We start from the raw sequence: 20,243 nt of genomic DNA, 5'->3' as shown, positions 1-20,243 counted from the left end.
GGGGGTCCCCCCCCCCCTTCTTCTTTGTAGTTTCTCCCCCTGGGGGGGAAGCCGCGCAGCGGCGCAGGGGGGAACCTGTCAAGGCGCCGTGAGTGTCATGCCGTGCTGCTGGAAAATCTTCAGCAGCTCACCGGTCTCGCGCAGCGACTTGAGCGCCGCTTCCAGCGCCAGACCGAGCTCCTTGTTGCCCGACTTGATCGCCATGCCCACGGGCCAGCCGGTGTCGGCGATGCCGTTGTTGAAGTTGAGCCTGGTGATGCGGAAATGCGTGGCGATGTCCGGGTTGCGTGACAGCACGGACTCGGCCTGCGCCCGCGTCACGAGGGCCGCCGCCGCTTTGCCGTCCACCGCGGCCTGGACCGCTTCCGTGCCGGTGTTGTAGATCGACACCTGGTTGCGCAACAGGCCACCGCCGTAGCCCATGAGCACGCTGGCCGCACCCGCGCCGCGCTCGGCCGCCAGCTGCACGCCCTTGAGGTCTTCGGGCGCTGCCGCAACGGCCAGCCTGCGCGTGTCGTGCACCAGCACCACCGATTGCCGCATGTACGGCGCAAAAATCATCACCTGCGGATTCTTCTGCGCCAGGAACTTGTCGGCCGGCACCTGCAGCATCACGTCGGCCGGGCCGTAGCCCAGGTAGTGACCTTTCCAGACCATGTTGCGCAGGTCGTCGCCCATGTTCTCGCCGGCGTCAAACGGCAGCAGCGAAAGTTTCAGGCCCATCTGCCGCGCCAGCGCCTCGGCCAGCGCAACGTCCAGCCCCCTCATGTCGGCTGTGGCACCGTCGGAGAACGGGGCGTTGTCCTTGTAGACCGCGATCTTCAGCATGCCGCTGGCGCGGATGCGGGCAAGGTCGGTCAGCTCGGTCTGTGCGTACACCGAGTAGTGCCCCGCGACCAGCGGCATCAGCACGGTCAGGGTCTGCCTGCGGGTGAGCCCGCGAGTCACAGGCGCGAGTTCCTGGAAGCTTTTCGAAACGGACGGCATGGTTTGTCTCTCTTGTGTTTGTGGAAGGCGCGGCGGGGGCGGTTTCAGGGCTCGCGACGGGTTTCGATGTAGGTCCGGATGGCCCACACCGCTTCCTGCGTCAACGTGCCTTCGAAGGGCGGCATGTAGACGCGGCCATCGCGCACGCGGCCACGCCGCACAGTGGAGATGAAGTAGTCGTCCATTTCCTTGAAGCAGGCGGCTTTCTTGGCCACGTCCGCCAGGCCCGTGCAATCACCGTCAATCTTGCGCAGGTCTGGCGAGATGCCACCGGAAATGGCTTCCAGGCCGTGGCAGCGCGCGCAGTTCTGGTTGTAAGCCGAGGTGCCGATACGCAATGCTTCCTTGCGCGCCGGGCTCTGTTCGTTGTAGGGGTTGGCGTCGAGCCATTTTTCGCCGAGCTGCGGCAGGCTGGTGGTGTCCACACTCTGCGGCACAACGTCGCCGTGGGCCATGACGGCGGCGGCCACGAGACCGCTGGCTGCCAGGGCCAGCACGCGCAGCGTGGTGCGGGAGGGTTTGTTGAAGAGAGGGAATTTCATCGGGGTGTCTCCTGTTGAAAAAATGCTTTCACACCCCCAGTCAGCAATATGCGGGCCACCGGCGGCCAGCCACCGGAAATCCCTGACCCCCGGCATTCCCCGCAGACGGGGCCCGGTCCAGGTGTTCCAAATTGAATCAATTGCACCTCGCGTGACCGGCCAGCTGTCACAGACTGACATCCACAGCGACACAGGCACCCGCTGCAGGCGGCATTGTGTGGTGGCGGGCTAATTGCTATGTGCCAGAAGGAGGCAATTGCTACATCGTGTTTCTCACAGGGAATACCCAGTGTTGATTCATGGAACAGATATGAAGAAAATCACATGAGCCAAGACCAACAAGACACAGACGAGACAACCCCCCTCCAGCCTCCACGCAATGCGCCATGGGCCATGGACTACTGGGGGGGATTTCCGCCCGACCCTGGAGACGACATGAGTGCCGCCACATACACGCAGCCCGAAGAGGGGCGCGTCGGGGCTGCGTCAGCTGGCGCCTCTCCGAACTCCGACCTGATCGGTCAGTCCCACCAGCGCTCGAAGTCCTACGGTCTGACGACTCAGGAAGAGCCCGACTTTTCCAGCCCCTCGCGCGGGGTACTGAACGACGCGCTGGACGAAAACCGCTTTCTCTTCCAGCACGCGGCGCCCGTGATGGAGACGCTGTACGACCAGATCGTCAACACCCACAGCATGGTGCTGCTGACCTCGTCGCGCGGCATGGTGCTGCACTCGCTGGGCGACACCGACTTTCTCGAAAAGGCCTCGCGCGTGGCACTCACGCCAGGCATGGACTGGTCGGAGCAGAACAAGGGCACCAACGCCATCGGCACTGCGCTCACCGAAGAAGAAGCGCTCACGGTGCACGGCAGCCAGCACTACCTGAACGCCAACAAGTTCCTTACCTGCTCCGCCGCACCCATCTTCGACCCGTATGGCCAGGTGATCGGGGCGCTCGATGTCACGGGCGACCACCGCAGCTTTCACCAGCACACGCTGGCGCTGGTGCGCATGTCGGCGCAGATGATCGAGAACCACATGTTCGCCGACATCTTCCCGAAGGCGATCCGCATCCACTTCCATACCCGCTCCGAGTTCCTGGGCACGCTGGTCGAAGGCATCGCGGTGTTCTCGCCCGAGGGGCGCTTCATCTCGGCCAACCGCAGCGGGCAGTTCCAGATCGGCCTGCCCTTCACCGCGCTCAAGGCCCACACCTTTTCTTCGCTGTTCGGCATCCCGATCTCGTCGCTGTTCGATCTCTTCAGCGGCACGCTGCCCAACCCCAAGCAGCTGGTGCTGCACAACGGTGTCTCGGTGTGGTGCCGCGTCAAGGTCAAGACGGCCCACCCCTGGTCGGCAACCCGGTCGGCGCAAGGCCAGGAGCCGCAGGACTTCACCGCAGCGGCGAGTCAGGGTGCGGCCGCGCAGGCCCCGGTCAAGACCCCCGGCAGGAAGATGCAGCTCTCGTCACTGCAGTACCTGGACACAGGCGACCCGCAGGTGTCCTCGGTCATCCACAAGCTGCGCATGGTGTCGGGCAAGGACATCCCGGTCATGATCCTGGGCGAAACCGGCACCGGAAAAGACTTGCTGGCGCAGGCCATCCACGGCGACTCCAACCGTGCCGGGCAGCCCTTCGTGTCGGTGAACTGCGCCTCGATTCCCGAGACGCTGATCGAGTCCGAGCTGTTCGGCTACGAAGAAGGCGCCTTCACCGGCGCGCGCAAGAAGGGCGCCATCGGCAAGATCCTGCAAGCCAACGGCGGCACGCTGTTCCTCGACGAAATCGGCGACATGCCCAAACACCTGCAGGCGCGGCTGCTGCGCGTGCTGCAGGAGCGCCGTGTCAGCCCGCTGGGTGCGGGCAAGGAAGTGGACGTGGACGTGGCCGTGGTCTGCGCCACGCACAAGAACATCAAGGACATGATCGCGCGCGGCGATTTCCGCGAAGACCTCTACTACCGGCTCAACGGCCTGGTGGTGCGCCTGCCGGCGCTGCGCGAGCGTTCCGACTTCGAGCTGGTCGTGCGAAAGATCCTCAAGGCCCTGTGCGAGAACGGCGAACAGGTCGGCATCTCGCCCGAGGTCATGAACATCTTCAGGCGCTACCACTGGCCGGGCAACTTCCGCCAGTTGCACAACCTGTTGCGCACCGCCGTGGTCATGGTGGGCTGCCAGGGCATGATCGAACTCAGCCACCTGCCCGACGACTTCATGGAAGAGCTGGAGCACGGCCTGCCCAACCCGATCACGCCGCGCCTGATGGGAGCGATCGGCACGGCCCAGCCGCTGCCCGACGAGCCCAACACCGCCCCCATGCCCGAACCCGCGGTGCCCGAAGGCACGCGCCTGGAAGACGTGGCCCTGAGCGCCATGGCGCAGATGCTGCGGCTGCACAAGGGCAACGTGTCGGCCGCGGCCAAGGCGCTGGGCGTTTCGCGCAACACGATCTACCGCAAGAAGGACCTGCTCCCACCAGGCACTTTGTAACCCCCCGCGCCGCCTTCGGCGTCACCCCCCAGGGGGCGATGCGAGTGGCCCGGCAAAGCCGGTTCCACCGCATCCTGGGATGGAGGCACTGTGCTCCGAGCTATTTGGGTGGCGTCGCGCCCTGTTCCATCCACACTGGTTCCAGCTCGCGCCAGGCGCGTTGCAGGTTGAAGCCGTGGCGCTCGCTGTAGCCGGCCCAGTCGCGGTAGGCCGGTAGATCGCCCCAGGCGGTTTCCTGCGGCTGGTGGCCCTCGTCCATGGCTTGCAGAACGCGCGCTCGCAGCGCCGCCAGGTAGCCTTGTGTGGCCGCCAGCGCCGGGGGTGGATCGCCCGCCACTGGCTCGCGCGACCACACCGTGCCCAGCACCTGCTGTGGCCGCAACGCCTGCAGCCGCTCCAGCGCCGCGAGCCAGCCGTCCACACTGCCCTGCGCGAGTTCGGGTACACGCCCGTCGTACACCAGGCCGCCCGCCCACAGCACGCGGTGGCGGGCGTTCCAGAGCACCAGGTCACCCTCGGTGTGGCCGGGCTCGATGGCCATCACCCGCAGGCTCAGCGCGCCCACTTGCAGCCGCTCGCCCACCGCGAGCACGCGGCTGGGCAGCACGATCTGCGTGCCCGCCAGCGCCTCCGAACCGGCGCGGGTGGTCAGGCTCGCCAGGCAGTCCGGGCAGCGCTGCTGCATGCCGCTGCGCGTGGCGGCGCTGGCCAGGATCTCCAGCTGGCCGGCGTCCAGCAGGTCGGCAAAGGCCGAGTTGGCCATCACGTTTTCGGCGTGGGCGTGGGTGTTCACCAGCCAGCGCACCTGCGCCTTGAAACGGCAGGCGAGTGACGCGCGCACGCGATGACCGTGGCGGTGGCTCGGGCCGGGGTCGATCACCAGCGCCTCACCGCGGCTGACCAACACGCTGGTGGGCAGCACATGGCCAGCGTTGGCGGGTGCCACCTCGCCGTTCTCCGCCGCGGGCCAGACCCAGATGCCCGGCGCCACAGCTTGCCAGGGCACGGCATTCACCACCTTGCAATCCACCGGTGGGCCGACCGCGAGTGCGGGCACAACAAAGCCGCCGAAGCACAGCAGCGCGATCAGCCAGCGGCGCAGCACGGTGCTCATCGCAGGGCCTGCGTGCGTTGCCCGGTACCTGAGCGTTTTCATCCGAGTCGCCTCACCACCGCGCGCAAGGCCGCGAGCATGCCCGGCTCGGCGCCCAGGTGGCCGCTCAGGGGCTCGGTCAGCGTGACCTGCTGTGGCGCCAGGCGCCGGCCCAGCGCGGCCCAGACGCGGCTGTTGGCGGGCGGGCAGACGGCGTCGCAGGCGCCGTGCACCCAGTCCACCGGCACGCCCTGGCGCGCCAGGCCCAGCACGGCGTCATCGAGCGCGCCGGGCCGCACAAAGCCGCGGTGCTGCAGGTAGTGCGCCTGGATGCGGAATTTGTGCAGCGCCGCCCGATCCGGCGGCTGCGCGGTGTGGCGGTGTCGGCTGGCCTGTGCCTTCCGTTGCCGGCGCCGCAACGCGGCCCAGTCGCGCCGGATCGCGGCGGCCTGGGCAGCCGTTGCCTGCGTCACCGCCCGCCGCAGCGCGCGGCGCATGCCGTTCGAAACGCAGGCCGTCTCCAGCAAGGCCCAGCGCCGCGACACGCGCAGGCCTGCAACACCGGGTGTTCCACTTTGAAGCAGTTGTCTCAGCCGGGCCAGCACCGCGGACAGTGACACACCCGGCGCGGCGGGCCAGGCGGCCTCGCGGCCGAGGGCTTGTAGCACCCGGCGTGACGGCTGCAACAGCCCGCCCACCTCGCGCCGGCTGAGCGCAAACGCACCGCGCAACACCAGGCGCTGCACCCGCTGCGGGTGTGCTCGTGCATAGGCCAGCGCCACCACGGTGCCCCACGAACCCGCCAGCAGCGACCAGCGTTGAATGCCCAGATGTTGCCGCAACAACTCCATGTCGGCCACCAGCGCGTGGGTGGTGCTGGCCGCGGTTTTCCCTCTGGGGCGGCTCGCTCCGCAGCCGCGCTGGTCGGGCGCGATCGCCCACTGGCGCGACAGGTCCAGCGGCGCGAGCATGCCCGGCTGGCAACTGCTGCCGGGGCCACCGTGCACCAGCAGCCAGGGCTCGCCATCTGGGTTGCCCACGGTGCGAAATGCCATGCGGTGTCCGCGTCCAACAGACAGGTAGGCCGGCGACGGCCAGGCGCTGCGCCGACGCGCGGAAAGCGCCGCCTCAGGGGTATCCCTAGGTTGGTCTTTCGTGGCATCGATATTGCTGTTCATGGGGTGCAACTTGAGGTGCAGTGGTGCTGACAAGTTAGCAGACATGTTTCATGCCAACCCACCTACCGGAGACAGACTATGCAATGGACCACCCCCGCCTTCACCGACCTGCGTTTCGGTTTTGAAATCACGATGTACATCGCCAACCGCTGAAACGCGGCGGCTCTAAGAGGCTGAGCACCCTTTGCTCATACCCGCTCACCTCACCAGAACGCACCCGCTCGGCGTTGCAAATGCGCGCCGTAGCTCAAGCTACGGCTGTGCTTTGCGCCTTGATCGGGCACGTTTTGGCGCGTTGCTCGGGCACGCCCAAAGGACGCTCAGCCTCTGACCCGAAAGCGCACGGCCCCACCTCCGTGCGCTTTTTTCTTCACCCCACCCCCAACGACCAACAGGCTCGACCATGCGCATCCGGGTTCTCGGCTCATCGGCCGGCGGAGGCTTCCCGCAATGGAACTGCAACTGCCCCAACTGCGACGGCTTTCGCCGTGGCACGCTCAAGGCGCATGCGCGCACACAGTCGTCCATCGCCATCAGCGCCGACGGCAGCGACTGGCTGCTGGTCAACGCCTCGCCCGACATCCTGACCCAGATCCGGGAAGCGCCCGAGCTGCAGCCGGCCCGCTCCATCCGCGACAGCGGCATCGCCGCTGTGCTGCTGATGGACGCGCAGATCGACCACGTCACCGGCCTGCTGATGCTGCGCGAACGCCAGACACCGCTGCCCCTGCTCGCCACGCCCGAGGTGTTCTCCGACATCTCCAGCGGCTTCCCGATCACCGGCATCCTGTCGCACTACTGCGGCGTGCAACGCCAGGAGCTGCCCATCGACGGCAGCACGGTGAACGTGCCCGGCCTGCCAGGTCTGCAGGTGCAGACCGTGTCGCTCTCGTCCAAGCCACCGCCGTATTCACCGTTCCGCGGCAACCCGCGCCCCGGTGACAACATCGGCCTGCTGATCACCAACCCCGCCACCGGGCAGCGCGCGTTCTACGCGCCGGGCCTGGCGGAGGTCACGCCCGCGCTGATCGAGCTCATGAGCGGCTGCGCCGTGGTGCTGATCGACGGCACCTTCTGGACCCACGACGAAATGCAGCGCCTGGGCCTCTCGGCCAAGGCCGCGCTCGACATGGGCCACCTGCCGCAGAGCGGCCCGGGCGGCATGATTGAACAGCTCGACCGCCTGCCCGCCGGCACCCGCAAGATCCTCATCCACATCAACAACACCAACCCCATGCTGGTGGAAGACTCCGACGAACGCGCCGAACTCACCGCGCACGGCATCGAGGTGGCTTTTGACGGCATGAGCATTGACCTATGACCCCCTGCGCCGCTTCGCGTCTTCCCCCTCCAGGGGGACCACACCAGTGGCCCGGCAAAGCCGGTTCCACGGTGTGCGCTGGGCAAGGCATCGCTTGATCAACCCGTTTGCATAGAAATCTGATCATGGAAATCGCTCAAGCCATCCGCAATCACAGCCACCTGCCCGCCTGGAGCCCTGATGCGTTCGAGGCCCAGCTGCGCGACAAGGGCCGCAGCTACCACATTCACCACCCCTTCAACGTGCGCATGAAATCGGGCGGCTGCATGCCCGACGAGATCCGCTGCTGGGTGGCCAACCGCTTTTATTACCAGATCTGCATCCCGCGCAAGGACGCCGCCATCCTTGCCAACATGCCCGACCGCGCGCACCGCAGGCTGTGGATCGAGCGCATCCTGGACCACGACGGCCACGGCGACTACGAGGGCTCGTCCGCGGGCGGTATCGAGGCCTGGATGCGCCTGGGTGAAGCGGTCGGCATCTCGCGCGAAGACCTGTGGTCTTTGCAGGGCGTTGCGCCCGCGGTGCGCTTCGCCTGCGATGCGTACGTGAACTTCGCGGCCAAGGCGCCGTGGCAGGAAGCCGTGTGCTCCTCGCTCACCGAAATGTTTGCGCCGCAGATCCACAAGGACCGCCTCGCCACCTGGCCCACGCACTACCCCTGGATCGAGGCCAGCGGCCTGGCCTATTTCCGCAGCCGCATCCCGCTCGCCACCCGCGACGTGGAACACGGCCTGCAGGTCACGCTGTCGCACTTCAATACCCGTGAAGCGCAGCACCATGCGCTGGACATCCTGCAGTTCAAGCTGGACATTCTGTGGACCATGCTGGATGCGATTGAAAAGGCATGTCAATGACAGCCACCCTGCCCGAGCGCCCCAAGCTCTCGCGCCGCTTCCGCCTGCAATACGAAGAAGCGCAGAGCCGCTGGGTGCTGCTGTATCCCGAGGGCATGGTGCAGCTCAACCCTTCTGCGGCTGAGATCCTGCAACGATGCGACGGCGAGCGCACCTTGCAAGGGATCGTTTCCGAACTGGAGACCGCCTTCAACGCTCAGGGCCTGGAACCCGAAGTCCGCAACTTGCTCGAAGAAGGACAACGCCGTGGCTGGATCGACTGAACCCACCGGCACCGCACCCGTGATCGGCCAGCCCCTGTGGCTGTTGGCCGAGCTCACCTACAAGTGCCCGCTGCACTGCGTGTTTTGCTACAACCCCACGCAACACGCGCGCATCAACGACGAGATGAGCACCGCGCAGTGGGTGGACGTGATGCAGCAGGCGCGCAAGCTGGGCGCGGCGCAGCTCGGTTTTTCGGGTGGTGAGCCGCTGCTGCGCGACGACCTGGAAGAACTGGTGCAGGAAGCCCACCGCCTGGGCTACTACACCAACCTCATCACCTCCGGCGTGGGCCTCACGCCGACTCGCGCGCAGAAGCTGAAAGACGCCGGGCTCGACCACGTTCAACTCTCGTTCCAGGACTCCACCAAGGAGATGAACGATTTTCTGAGCCACACCAAGACCTTCGAGCTCAAGCAGCGCGTGGCCAGGCTCATCAAGCAACACGACTGGCCGATGGTGATGAACTGCGTGCTGCACCGGCACAACCTGCCGCACGTGGGCAAGATCATCGAAATGGCCGTGGCGCTCGAAGCCGAGTACCTGGAACTCGCCAACACGCAGTACTACGGCTGGGCCTGGATCAACCGCGACCACCTGATGCCCACGCGCGAAGAGCTCGTGGAGGCCGAGGCCGTGGTCAACGCCTTCCGCGCCGAGCAGGAAGGCAAGACCGGCCCCAGGACCCGCGTGCTGTTCGTGGTGCCCGACTACTTTGAGGAGCGACCCAAGGCCTGCATGAACGGCTGGGGCTCGGTGTTCCTCTCCATCGCGCCCGACGGCCTGGCCATGCCCTGCCACAACGCGCGCGACCTGCCCGGCCTGCAACTGCCCAACGTGAAAGACACGTCCATCGCCGAGATCTGGCAACGCAGCAACGCCTTCAACGCCTTCCGTGGCGACAGCTGGATGAAGGCCCCCTGCCGCACCTGCGACGAGCGCCACAAGGACTTTGGCGGCTGCCGCTGCCAGGCTTTCCTGATCACCGGCGACGCCACCGAGGCCGATCCGGTGTGCAGCAAATCGCCGCACCACGAAAAAGTGGTGCAACTGGTGAAGCAGGCGCCCACGCGACGCAGCATCCCGATCGTGTTCCGCAGCGACGCCGAATCCCGGTTGTTGCACGCCGAACCCAACGCATGAGCCCACCCACCCCCGCGGGCGCCCCGCACCACCGCATGCTCGGTGCAGCGTTGGCGAGCCGCATTCCGGGCGCGCGCCACAGTCCGCTCGCGCTGGAACGCATGGAGCACGGTCTGTTCCTGCTCTGGCTGGCCTACATGGGCCTGCTGGTGTTTGGCGCCCTGCTGCTGTGGCAGGCCGGCGCCTGGCACCGGCTGATCGACGCCGACCCGACGGGGCTCACCGTCACCATCGTGCTGCTGTTCACCGGTTGCTCGATCTGGGCAGGCAAGCGCGCCTGGGTGCTGGGCCAGCAGCGCCAGCGGCTCGACGCGCGGCTCGCTGCCTCCAGCCTCAGAGAGCCCACCGGCTGGAGCGCCGAATACCACCAGGGCTGCGCACTGCCCGGCGCCGACCATTCCATCTGGCTGCAGGTGCTGGGCGAGCGCGCCCACGGCCCGCACGAAATGGCCTGGTGGCTCAACGGCATCCAGCTCAAGCTGGGCCTGCTGGGCAAGGTGATCGGCTTTTCCATCCTCGCGCTGCAGCTCGGGCAGATGGACAGCTTCGACGCCAGCCAGTCGTCGCAGTTGCTCAAGAACCTCACCGGTGGCCTGGGCATCGCGCTGCTCACCACCGTCACCGGCCTCACCGGCAACATCCTGCTCGGCCTGCAGCTCATGCGCCTCGACCGCTTTGCCGACGCCCTCGTGGCCGACACCCTGGCCGCCGGCCTCGCGCCGCCCGCCACCCCACTGCAGGAGCCGCCCCATGGCGATCGGCCGAGCGGTCCGTGACACCGAGACCGATCCGTTCTACGACATGTTGTTCAACATGTTGATCGCCTTCGTCTTCCTGTTCGTCATCGCCATCCTCTCGTTCAACCCCAAGGCCCGCAAGGCCGGCGACATCCCGGCCAAGGCCGAGTTCATCGTCACGGTGTCCTGGCCCGACAACAACCCCAACGACGTCGACGCCTGGGTGCTCGAACCCGGCGGCAAGACGCTGTGGTTCCGCCAGCGCGACGCCGGCATGCTGCACCTGGACCGCGACGACCGCGGCGCCAAGAACAACAGCGTCATCGTCAACGGCCGTGAGATCACCAGCCCGATCCGCCAGGAGATCGTCACCCTGCGCGGCCTGGTGCCGGGCGAATACGTGGTGAACGCGCACTACTACGAGAGCAAGGACAAGCTGCCGGTGGACGTGTCGGTCGCGGTGGTGAAGGTCAACCCGCAGGCCGAGATCGTCTACACCGGCACGCAGCAAATCCCCGCCAAGGGCGACGAGCGCACCCTGGTGCGCTTCAGCATCGACGAGGGCGGCAACGTCATCGACCTCAACACCCGACCGCTCACCATCGTGCAACGCTCCGGCCTCTGACCCCCCACAAGAACAACCATGATCCCTGCCGTCTCCTCCCAGTTGCTGCTGCTCGTGCTGGTGTACGCGCTGCTGGCGTTCCTGCTGCTCTGCCTGTGCCTGGCCACGCGCTGGCCCTGGGCCGTGAAGGGCGCGATGGTGCTGCTGGTGAGCGGCTTCTATGTGTTTGGCCACCACACGCTGCAAGGCATCGCGGGCTGGCCGAGCGACGACGCCCTGCCCAAGCGCTTCATGTTGCTCTCGGCCGTTTTCGAAGAACCCAGCCCCGGTCGCGGCCACAAGGGCGCCATCTACATCTGGGTCAACCCCATGAAAGACAACGCGCCGCTGGAGATGCCGCGCGTGTTTCGCCTGCCGTACGAAAAAGACCTGCACCGCATCCTGGGCGACGGCATCAAGAAAGCACGCGAAGGCAACACCCAGATGGGCAGCACCGAACCCAAGCGCGGCCAGGGCGGCCTGGCCTGGCTGCTGCCCGCGAGCAACGACAAGGTGGAAATCAAGTTGACGGACCTGCCGCGCGCGCAGCTGCCGGAGAAATGATGAGCCCCCCCTGCGCCGCTTCGCGTCTTCCCCCCCACGGGGGGGACCCCACCAGTGGCCTGGCAAAGCCAGTTCCACGGTGGGTGTTGGGTTGCGCGCACACGTGGCTGGCTTCTGTTGTGATCGCCTTGCTCGCGACCGGGTGCGGCAACCGCAACCAGGGCAATGACTGGTTCCCCCTGCGCGAAGGCGAAACACAGGATTACGCTGTGCAATACGTTGGCGAAGAACCGCGCGAGCCCGAACAATGGACCCTGCGCGTGACCCAACCTGAAACGTTTCAGGACCGGACCGTCGCCGTGCGCCACCACTCCGCTGGCGTGAGCTACTACCTCCAGGTGGACGAGCAAGGCATCCGCCGCATCGCCACCCGCACCGACATCGACAGCGAGCCCACGGCAGACGCCGAGCCGCTGTGGGTGCTGAAGGCGCCCTACCAGGTCGGCACCGAATGGACCACGCCCACCGTGCCCTACCTGATCCAGCGCAGGAACGAACACCCGCGCGACCTGAAGTACACCCACAAGGCGCAGATGACCTGGCGCATCGAAGCGGTGGACGACAGCGTGAAGCTCGCCGACGGAAGCGAACACAATCCCTGCCTGCGCGTGGTCGGCCAGGCGCGACTGAACCTCTACACCGACCCGGTCAACGGCTTCACCGACGTGCCCCTGATCAGCCGCGAGTGGTATTGCCAGGGCGAGGGGCTGGTGAAGTTCGAGCGCGAGGAAAAAGTGCCCAGGGGGTTTCTCACCGGGGGCGTTCTCACGGCGGAGAGGGAGCCCTGATCACGGCTGCGTCACCGGGCAACGGCTCCTGAAGCGCGGTTCGCCAGCGGGCAGGTCAGCGCTTGCCGCCACCGTTACCGCCGCCCTTCCCTCCCCCGTTGCCGCCACCGCCATTGCCGGAGTTGCCACCCTTGCCGCCGGCATTGCCACCACCGCCCGCATTGGAACCGCCGCCTGCACTGGCGCCACCGCCCCGGTTGCCGCTGCTGCCAGCACCTTGACCACCGGCATTGCTGTTGCCGCTGTTACCAGCATTTGCTTTGCTGCCTGCTGCCGCAGGGCGGGTGGTGCGGGTCCCAATGGCCAAGCCTGCCCGGCGGTCGGCCTGGTCGGCCTGGTTGGCCGCGCTGACCACGGAGCCCAGACGCAGGCCCAGGCTGTTCGCGATCTGGCCCCAGCCCATGCCACTGTCGCGTTGCGCCTGCACATCGCTGGTGGCCAGGGCGAGCTGCCCGATGCTGGGCTCGGTGATGCCCTGCTGGCTGAGGTTGGCCCGGGCCAGCTGCAGGGCCATCTCTTGCTGCCGCGCAGCCACGACGGGATCGACGACGGTCGGCGCCGGTCCGACCACCACATCCACGGTGACTTGTTGGGCCCCGCTGGCGCCAGCGGCCAGGCAGGCGACGGCCAGCACGAGCGGGCGCAGGGTGTTCAGGGCATTGATGCGGTGTGTTGTGTTCATGCGGTTCTCCATGTGAACGAAAAGACGGACTGAATGCTACCCAGGGTACAGGACCAGTCCGGCCTTCAAATGTGACAACACGTATCGCTGAAACACCGCGCGACGGCGGCGGTGACGACAGCGCAACAGCCCGTGATTCGACCCAGCAGGGTCAGACTTCAACCGCCTGGTCCGCTGCAGGACGCAGCGTGTCACCCAGCAGCTTCACCAGCTCATCGAGCACGCGGGTTTTCTCCAGCACATGGCGCGCGCCTTGCGCGACAGCGCGGGCGCGCAACTCGTCGTTGACGTAACCCGAGACCAGGATGGTGGGCAGACCCGGGCGCATGCGGCGGATGGCGGTGATCACGTCGAGCCCAGAGTGCTGGGGCATGTTGTAGTCGGTCACCACGATGTCGAACGCCTGCGGGTTGGCACGCACCGCGGCCATGGCCTGCTCGGGGTCGCTGTGGTGTGACACGCGGTAGCCTTGGCGGGCAAGCAGCTTTTTCAGCATGGAGGACATGAGCAGGTCGTCTTCAATCAGCAGCACCCGTTCGCCGTGTCCGCTCTCGGCAGCAGGCTGTACCGCTGCGCCTGGGGCCGGGACGGACGCCACCGCGCCGGGCGGGGCCGGAATGAAGATGTCGAACCGGGTACCCTGACCGGGCTGTGAATGCACACCGATGGCACCGTCGTGCGAGCGCACGATGCCGTGCACCACGGACAGCCCCAGCCCCGTGCCCTTGCCCACCGGCTTGGTGGTGAAGAAGGGTTCAAAGATGCGCTGGCGCACCAGCTCGTCCATGCCGCAGCCATTGTCCTGCACCGACAGGTGCACATGGCGCCCGGGCAGCAGGCCCAGGGGAAAGGACGCCGCTGCGCCGAGCACCACGGTGCCCAGCCGAACTTCAATGAGCCCACCTTTGTCGCCCAGGGCATGCCAGGCGTTGGTGCAGAGGTTGAGCAGCACCTGCTCAAACTGGGTGCGGTCGATCTCGGCGCTGGCCTCGGGGTCGTCGATGTGTTCGAGCAGCTGCACGCCGGCCGGCAGGGTGGAGCGCAGCAGCGACAGGCTTTCGCGCACCACCGGTAGCAGAGGCTGCACCTGGCGCCGGGCGGTGTCGCGCCGGCTGAAGCTGAGGATGCGGTCGACCAGGGCCCGGGCGCGGTCGCTGGCCTTGATGATCTGGTCCAGGCTGAGCGCCACATCGGCCGGGTTGCCGCCCTTGAGGTCTTCCCGGGCCATGTGGGCGTTGCCCAGGATGGCAGCGAGCACGTTGTTGAAATCGTGGGCGATGCCGCTGGCCAGCGTGCCGATGGACTCCATCTTCTGCACTTCGCCGAGCTGCTGCTCCAGCCGGCGACGGGCCTCCTGCGCTTCGGTGCGGTCGGTGACATCGGTGAGCAGGCCGTCCCACACGATGCCGCCGCCGTCCAGCGCGCGCGGTGCAGACACCAGGTGCATGCGCCGCACGCTGCCGTCGGGCCGGCAGAAGCGGGCTTCGCAGTCGAACACCTGCAGCGTTTCGGCGCAGCGCTGTTCGGCGGCGGCGAGGATGGCCACGTCGTCCGGGTGGATGCCGCCGTACATCGCGATCGGGTCAAGCAGCACCTCGGCCACGGTCACACCGCAGACGCGCTCCACCGAGTCCGACACCTCGGTGAACCGGCGGTGGCCATCGGGTTCCAGCACCACCTGGTACAGCACGGCGTTCGGCAGGTTGGCGCCCAGCGTGTGCATGCGGGCCTGGCTTTCACGCACCCGGGCTTCTGAGACGCGCAAGGCTTCGAAAGGCGCGCGGATGCTGGTGATGAAGGTGGCGCGGTACAGCAGGGCATAGGCCACCACCTTGTAGAGGTGGCCCACCACGTTCTGGAAGTCCGATGGCGCCACGTAGGCGGCGAAGGCAAATCCCCCCAAGCCCATGAAGAGGCAGGAGAGTGCGAGCAGCGCGTGTTGCCGCGATTGTTCGGATTTCGCCCGCTGCCACAGCACGAGCGCCAGCAGTCCGTTGAGCCCCACCAGCACGTATTCGTAGCCCGCCTTGAAAGGGGTCACGCCCACCCCCGGCACGAAGGTGACGGGGAACCGGTCGAGCGCGAAGGAGCCAAAGGCAATGGTGGTCACCGCCACCAACAGGCCGATCCCCAGCAAGACCGTCCGGGGCCAGCGCGGCGCCAGGCCCGCCGTGACGGCACCCAGTGTCAACACCTCGAAGCTGCGGCCCATGAGCCAGAAGAAGATGGCCTGGGGCGTGCTGCTCTCCGTGAGCAAGGGCGGCATGCCTTCGTAGGTCAGGGCATGCATCAGATCGCAGCCGATGACCACCACAAAACCCGCGAGCAGGGCGTTGGCACTGCGGTCTTGCCGGCGTTCGAAGGTGTGCCAGGACACCACGACCACCAGCGTGGCGATCACGATGGCAAACAGCTCCAGCACCAGGTGCAGTTCGAGCATGCGGCTGGCGAGCAGGCCGCTGGCGGTGTCGGGCGGGGCATTGACGATGGCGACCATGCCCAGCACCGCCAGCAGGCTGAGAAAACCGTATTTGATGGGGTGGGCGAGTGGCATGCCGGCACATTACCGGAAAAATGCGCAACCCCCTGAAAAGCGCTGCCGCGCCGTCACGCGCCCTGCGCCGAAGGATCTCGGCCGCTCAGGGCTTGATGGTCATGACCCACTCGGCCAGGGTCTTGATGTCGGCGGCACTCATGCCGGGGTGCGGCGGCATGGGAATGCGACCCCATTTGCCTTTGGAGCCGTACTGGATGGACTGCGCCAGCGAGGCCACGGCGTCTTTGTCGTCCTTGTATTTTTCATGCACGGCGCTGTAGGACGGACCGACCACTTTTTCGTTGGCCGAGTGGCAGGAGAAACAGCCGTTGGCCTTGGCCATTTCGATGGCGGCGGTCACGTCGAGCGCGTGGGCCGGGGCACTGAGGCCGGCAAGGGCAGAGGCGAGGATCAGAACGGTACGCATGGCAGGGCTACCTGAAAGAAGAAAAGAGAGATGGAAAACAAACACGGGACAAAAAAAGGGCGGGGTCGACCGTTCACACGCGTGCGGCGGCCGACACCGCCCAATGTGGCAGGGCCGCCCCTTCAGGCTGCGCCCCGCTGCCGCTGCATCACTTCATGAGCTTGAAGGTCCAGACCGAGCCGCCCTGTTCGAGGAAGTTGACCTTCTTGGCCACTTCACCGCCCCACAGGGGCACCGCGCCGCCCCAGCCGGAGACCACGCTCACGTACTGTTCGCCGCCTTCGGTCCAGGTGATGGGAGGAGCCACCACGCCGGAGCCGGTCTGGAACTGCCAGACCACCTTGCCGGTCTTGGCGTCGGCGGCCTTGAGGTAACCCTCGGGCGTGCCCCAGAACACCAGGTCGCCAGCCGTCAGCACACCACCCCAGAGCGGGGCTTCGTTCTTGACTTCCCACTCGACCTTGCCGGTCTTGGGGTTGATGGCGCGCAGCGAACCGATGTGGTCGTCAAACAGCGGCTTGATGGTGAAACCCGCGCCCAGGTAGGCGGCGCCCTTCTTGTAGGTGATGGGTTCGTTCCAGATCTCCATGCCCCATTCGTTGGTGGGCACGTAGAACAGGCCGGTCTTGGGGCTGTAGGCCATGGGCATCTGGTTCTTGCCACCCAGGAAGCCCGGCGCCGAGAACACCGACTTGCCCTTGGCGCCGTCGCCGCCGGCAGCGGTCGGGTCACCCGGGCGGTTCGCCGGGTCGAAGTTGGGGCGGCCGGTCTTGAGGTCGATGCCGGTGGCCCACGTTACCTTCTTCACGAACGGGAAGGCGTTGATCAGCTTGCCGGTGGTGGCGTCGTTCACGTAGAAGAAGCCGTTGCGGTCGGCCTTGGCACCGACGCGCTTGCCGTCCATGTCGAAGGTGACGAACTCGTTCACACCGTCGTAGTCCCAGCCGTCGTTCGGGGTGGACTGGTAGTGCCACTTGATCTGGCCGGTCTTCACGTCGATGGCGACGGTGGAGGCGGAATACAGGTTGTCGCCCTTGCGCACGTGGCTGTTCCAGGGGCCGGGGTTGCCGGTACCGAAATAGGCCAGACCGGTGGTGGGGTCGTAGCTGCCGCCGAGCCAGGGCGCGGCGCCGCCGGTCTTCCAGGTCTCGCCCGGCCACGATGCATTGGTCGTACCGGTGACACCGTTTTCCTTGCCGTCCTTGTAGCCCATGTGGCCTTCCACCACGGGGCGCACCCAGACCATCTTGCCGGTCCTGGGATCGCGCGCTTCGACGCGGCCGACCACACCGAACTCACCACCCGACAGGCCCGTGATGAGCAGGCCCTCGGCGATCAGTGGCGCTGCGGTGTAGCTGTAGCCGGCGGAGTAGTCGTCGATCTTCTCGCGCCACACCACCTTGCCGGTTTCCTGGTCGAGCGCCACGAGCTGGGCGTCCAGCGTGCCGAAGATGACGAGGTTGTCGTACAGCGCGGCGCCGCGGTTGATCACGTCGCAGCAGGGCATGATGCCCTCGGGCAGGCGGTGCTCGTACTTCCAGAGCTTCTTGCCCGTCTTGGTGTCCACCGCGTAGATGCGCGAGTAAGACGCGGTGACAAACATCTTGCCCTTGTTCACCAGCGGCTGGCTTTGCTGGCCCCGCTGCTTTTCACCACCGAAGGACATGGACCACACGGGCACCAGTTTGCTGATGGATTTTTCGTTGATGCCGGTCAGCGGCGAGTGGCGCTGGCCCTGGGTGCCGAGGCCCCAGCTGAGCACGTTGTCGGGGGTCTTGGCGTCGTCCGCGATCATCGCGTCGGTCACGCCCTGGGCGCTGACGTGGGCCGTGGCGGCCATGACCAAAAGGCTCAATAGAGTGCGTTTCACTGGGTGGTCTCCTGCTCGTTTGTGAGGTTGATGGCTTGTGGGAACTGGCCGTGCCGCCCCAGCGGCTCGCTGGTGTTGTCCCTCTCCAGCCGGGGCATGCACGCGAGCAGAAATGGCAACTTCTGTGCCAGCAACCGATACCCGCCAAAGCCTAGGGTTTTCACTGATCGAAATACCCCCACGAGGCCACGCCAGCGGCCCCGGACGCCTGCAAATGCGCCAAACGCGAACCGGATGAAGAGACACCCTTGTGACAGTGTTCAGAAATGTCGCAGTGCCCACGTTGCAACCCGGTCGGGCTGCAACACCGGTGGCGGCTCAGGGCTTGATCAACGCCCGCAGCTCGTAGCGCGGGTACCACTGCGTGAGCGAGCGGTGCAGCTCGGCGGGTTGCGCGGCCCAGTGCGCGAAACGCTGTGGCACGGGCGTGCCCAGCACCTCGCCGAGGTCGAGCCCGCGCTCGGCGCTGGTCTGCATGAGCGTGGTCAGCCACTGCAGCCAGTCGCGCGTCTGCTGCACACCGGCCAGGCCCGTGTGCACCGGGCCGTGGCTGGGCACCACGGATTTCACCTGGCCGCTGGTGATCAGTTGCTCCAGTGTGTCCAGGCTGCTCAGCCAGGCGGCGAAGTCGGCGTGCGGCGTGGTGGGCACCCGCTCGGCAAACACCAGTCCCCCGGCAAACAGCACGCCGGTGCGGTGGTCGAGCAGCACCAGGTCGTCCGCGGTGTGGCCGTGCAGGCGCCTGAGTTCCAGCTTGTGAGCACCGAGCTGCAGGGTCTGCGGCAACACAGCCTCGCGCGCGGGGGTGGACTCGGTGCCGCGCATCCAGTCGCCGCAGAGGCGGTAGAGGTTGTCGGCGTAGGCCGTGCCTTCGGCCTGCATGCCGGCGATGCTGCCGGGCAGCGCCTGCGTGGGCCGGTCGGCCCAGGCCTGGTTGCCGAAGAAATAGTCGGGGTGCAGGTTGAGTTCCAGCACGCGCAAGACCGGCTCGCGCGTGACGCGTTCGATGGCGCGGCGCTGCTGCTCGCCGTACAGGCGCGAAGGCCCGGTGTTGATGACCACCACGCCCGCGCCGGTGGTGATGAAGGCGGTGTTGATGATGTTGCAGCCGTTGGCGCGGCTGAAGTCCTGCACGGCGCCTTCGATGACCCAGGTGCCCTCGGCGATCTGGCGCGGCTGCAGGTCGTAGTTGAACGTGGCCATGTCGGGTTTCGACACGAGCGGCGGCGCGGCGATGGTCTGCGCCTGCGCGCTGCCCGCCAGCACGAGCGCCGTCAACCACCACGGATTCCATCGGGTACCGACGCCCTCCGCGAAGTTCATGCACCCACCTCGGCGTCGATGCGGTTGCCATTGTTGTCGCGCCCCACCAGGCGCAGGCCGCTCACCGCCTGTGGCGGCAACTCGAAGGTGATGAGCGGGTTTTCCGACACCGGCTCGTGCAGCGCCAGCTTCCACCAGGCCTGGCCCGAGCTGTCCACCAGTTGCAGCTCTTCGATGTAGAAAGCCGGAATGCCCGCGACCAGCCCCGTGTCCATGGGGTGCATCACGCGCACGCGCAACCGCCGGCTGCCTTCGAGCACGTTGTTGAAAAAACGTGCCTGCACCTGGCCCAGGGTCTTGCTCCAGGAACCGTCGGCGCGCGTGAGGCCGGGCACCGTGCAGCCACCGCCCGCCGCCTGCACCCAGGTGCTGCCTACATGCCACTGGCCGTCGCGCGTCTGCACGAAGGCGCGCACCGGCGAGGCCTGTTCCATGCGGATGCGAAAGGCCAGCATGGGCAGCGCGCGCAGCGGTTCAAAGTCCAGCACCTGGCGCACCGGGTTGCGGTCCACCGACACACGGATGAGCGCCACGCCGCCGCCCACCTGGTCGAGCCCCCGCGCGTCCACCAGCAGCGGCACGTTCATCGCGTCGTCGGCAAAGGCCGGGCCCTTGATCGTCACCGCGTCGGAGAACTTCGCCGTGGCCTTGCCGATGGTCTGCTCGCGCAGGCTGGGGTACTGCATGGAGCCCAGTGGGTCGCCACCGGTCTGGTCGCCTTGCGCGAAGGCCAATGGTCCGCAGGCCATGCCTGCTCCCAATGCCAATACATCACGACGGGATGGCATCACTTGCATGTTGGTCAAGCCTAAAAAACGTGCCGGAGCGCGTGCCCCAATC

20 protein-coding genes are annotated in these 20,243 nt (G+C 66.8%); 10 read left to right on the top strand and 10 right to left on the bottom strand.

Annotated features, from left to right (window positions below; translation table 11 throughout):
- Window positions 1–78: 78 nt before the first annotated feature.
- Window positions 79–987 (bottom strand): substrate-binding periplasmic protein, encoded by a 909-nt coding sequence (locus AC0GNO_RS22730; RefSeq protein WP_472887805.1) that lies wholly within the window; start codon window positions 985–987, stop codon window positions 79–81.
- 44 nt (window positions 988–1,031) lie between these two features.
- Window positions 1,032–1,529, bottom strand: coding sequence for a cytochrome c-550 PedF (gene pedF / locus AC0GNO_RS22725; RefSeq protein WP_472905625.1), 498 nt, complete (start codon window positions 1,527–1,529; stop codon window positions 1,032–1,034).
- A 435-nt stretch (window positions 1,530–1,964) separates the two neighbouring features.
- On the opposite strand from pedF, the gene AC0GNO_RS22720 reads away from it, so the two are divergent.
- The gene (locus tag AC0GNO_RS22720; protein ID WP_472905624.1) at window positions 1,965–4,019 is read left to right on the top strand and encodes a sigma-54-dependent Fis family transcriptional regulator; all 2,055 of its coding nucleotides are present in this window, start codon (window positions 1,965–1,967) and stop codon (window positions 4,017–4,019) included.
- A 100-nt stretch (window positions 4,020–4,119) separates the two neighbouring features.
- Here AC0GNO_RS22720 and AC0GNO_RS22715 read toward each other — a convergent pair whose 3' ends face one another.
- Together AC0GNO_RS22715 and AC0GNO_RS22710 are read right to left on the bottom strand one after the other, a co-directional pair.
- Complete coding sequence (locus AC0GNO_RS22715) at window positions 4,120–5,133, bottom strand: MBL fold metallo-hydrolase (protein WP_472905623.1); 1,014 nt, start codon at window positions 5,131–5,133, stop codon at window positions 4,120–4,122.
- Window positions 5,134–5,171: 38 nt separating this feature from the next.
- The gene (locus tag AC0GNO_RS22710; protein WP_472905622.1) at window positions 5,172–6,167 is read right to left on the bottom strand and encodes an alpha/beta fold hydrolase; all 996 of its coding nucleotides are present in this window, start codon (window positions 6,165–6,167) and stop codon (window positions 5,172–5,174) included.
- Window positions 6,168–6,368: 201 nt separating this feature from the next.
- Here AC0GNO_RS22710 and pqqA point away from each other — a divergent pair, with 201 nt between their 5' ends.
- From pqqA to AC0GNO_RS22665, 9 genes are all read left to right on the top strand, one after another.
- Window positions 6,369–6,443, top strand: a complete 75-nt coding sequence (gene pqqA, locus AC0GNO_RS22705; RefSeq protein ID WP_068167214.1) for a pyrroloquinoline quinone precursor peptide PqqA — start codon at window positions 6,369–6,371, stop codon at window positions 6,441–6,443.
- Window positions 6,444–6,693: 250 nt separating this feature from the next.
- Window positions 6,694–7,611, top strand: coding sequence for a pyrroloquinoline quinone biosynthesis protein PqqB (pqqB, locus tag AC0GNO_RS22700; RefSeq protein ID WP_472905621.1), 918 nt, complete (start codon window positions 6,694–6,696; stop codon window positions 7,609–7,611).
- A 125-nt stretch (window positions 7,612–7,736) separates the two neighbouring features.
- The gene (gene pqqC, locus AC0GNO_RS22695) at window positions 7,737–8,468 is read left to right on the top strand and encodes a pyrroloquinoline-quinone synthase PqqC (protein ID WP_472905620.1); all 732 of its coding nucleotides are present in this window, start codon (window positions 7,737–7,739) and stop codon (window positions 8,466–8,468) included.
- On the top strand, window positions 8,459–8,731 hold the full coding sequence (gene pqqD / locus AC0GNO_RS22690; RefSeq protein WP_472887798.1) for a pyrroloquinoline quinone biosynthesis peptide chaperone PqqD: 273 nt from the start codon (window positions 8,459–8,461) through the stop codon (window positions 8,729–8,731). Before pqqC ends, pqqD begins: the two co-directional genes overlap by 10 nt.
- The gene (gene pqqE / locus AC0GNO_RS22685; protein ID WP_472905619.1) at window positions 8,715–9,872 is read left to right on the top strand and encodes a pyrroloquinoline quinone biosynthesis protein PqqE; all 1,158 of its coding nucleotides are present in this window, start codon (window positions 8,715–8,717) and stop codon (window positions 9,870–9,872) included. Before pqqD ends, pqqE begins: the two co-directional genes overlap by 17 nt.
- Window positions 9,869–10,648 carry a hypothetical protein gene (locus tag AC0GNO_RS22680; protein ID WP_472905618.1) on the top strand — a complete coding sequence of 260 codons (780 nt, stop codon included), beginning with the start codon at window positions 9,869–9,871 and terminating at the stop codon, window positions 10,646–10,648. The genes pqqE and AC0GNO_RS22680 overlap by 4 nt, the downstream gene beginning before the upstream one ends.
- Entirely contained in the window at window positions 10,623–11,234 is a 612-nt protein-coding gene (locus tag AC0GNO_RS22675) for a hypothetical protein (protein ID WP_177138010.1), read from the top strand. Before AC0GNO_RS22680 ends, AC0GNO_RS22675 begins: the two co-directional genes overlap by 26 nt.
- 18 nt (window positions 11,235–11,252) lie before the next feature.
- The gene (locus AC0GNO_RS22670; RefSeq protein ID WP_472905617.1) at window positions 11,253–11,777 is read left to right on the top strand and encodes a hypothetical protein; all 525 of its coding nucleotides are present in this window, start codon (window positions 11,253–11,255) and stop codon (window positions 11,775–11,777) included.
- A gap of 119 nt (window positions 11,778–11,896) precedes the next feature.
- Window positions 11,897–12,565 carry a hypothetical protein gene (locus AC0GNO_RS22665; RefSeq protein WP_472905616.1) on the top strand — a complete coding sequence of 223 codons (669 nt, stop codon included), beginning with the start codon at window positions 11,897–11,899 and terminating at the stop codon, window positions 12,563–12,565.
- Between the two features lie 55 nt (window positions 12,566–12,620).
- Here the strand turns inward: AC0GNO_RS22665 and AC0GNO_RS22660 are convergent, their stop codons facing one another.
- The 6 genes from AC0GNO_RS22660 to AC0GNO_RS22635 form a co-directional block, all read right to left on the bottom strand.
- A complete protein-coding gene (locus tag AC0GNO_RS22660; protein ID WP_472905615.1) occupies window positions 12,621–13,247 on the bottom strand; it encodes a hypothetical protein in 627 nt (208 codons plus the stop codon).
- A gap of 151 nt (window positions 13,248–13,398) precedes the next feature.
- Window positions 13,399–15,801, bottom strand: coding sequence for an MASE3 domain-containing protein (locus AC0GNO_RS22655; RefSeq protein WP_472905614.1), 2,403 nt, complete (start codon window positions 15,799–15,801; stop codon window positions 13,399–13,401).
- Between the two features lie 85 nt (window positions 15,802–15,886).
- Window positions 15,887–16,210: a c-type cytochrome gene (locus AC0GNO_RS22650; protein ID WP_472887792.1), complete on the bottom strand. Its 324-nt coding sequence runs from the start codon at window positions 16,208–16,210 to the stop codon at window positions 15,887–15,889.
- 148 nt (window positions 16,211–16,358) lie between these two features.
- Window positions 16,359–18,050, bottom strand: coding sequence for a PQQ-dependent methanol/ethanol family dehydrogenase (locus tag AC0GNO_RS22645; protein WP_472905613.1), 1,692 nt, complete (start codon window positions 18,048–18,050; stop codon window positions 16,359–16,361).
- 348 nt (window positions 18,051–18,398) lie between these two features.
- A complete protein-coding gene (locus AC0GNO_RS22640) occupies window positions 18,399–19,403 on the bottom strand; it encodes a quinoprotein relay system zinc metallohydrolase 1 (RefSeq protein WP_472905612.1) in 1,005 nt (334 codons plus the stop codon).
- Window positions 19,400–20,200, bottom strand: a complete 801-nt coding sequence (locus AC0GNO_RS22635; protein WP_472905611.1) for a quinoprotein dehydrogenase-associated SoxYZ-like carrier — start codon at window positions 20,198–20,200, stop codon at window positions 19,400–19,402. Before AC0GNO_RS22635 ends, AC0GNO_RS22640 begins: the two co-directional genes overlap by 4 nt.
- Window positions 20,201–20,243 lie beyond the last annotated feature (43 nt).

The organism is Hydrogenophaga sp. L310, assembly GCF_055703065.1.
This window is presented reverse-complemented; position numbering and strand designations above follow the sequence as displayed.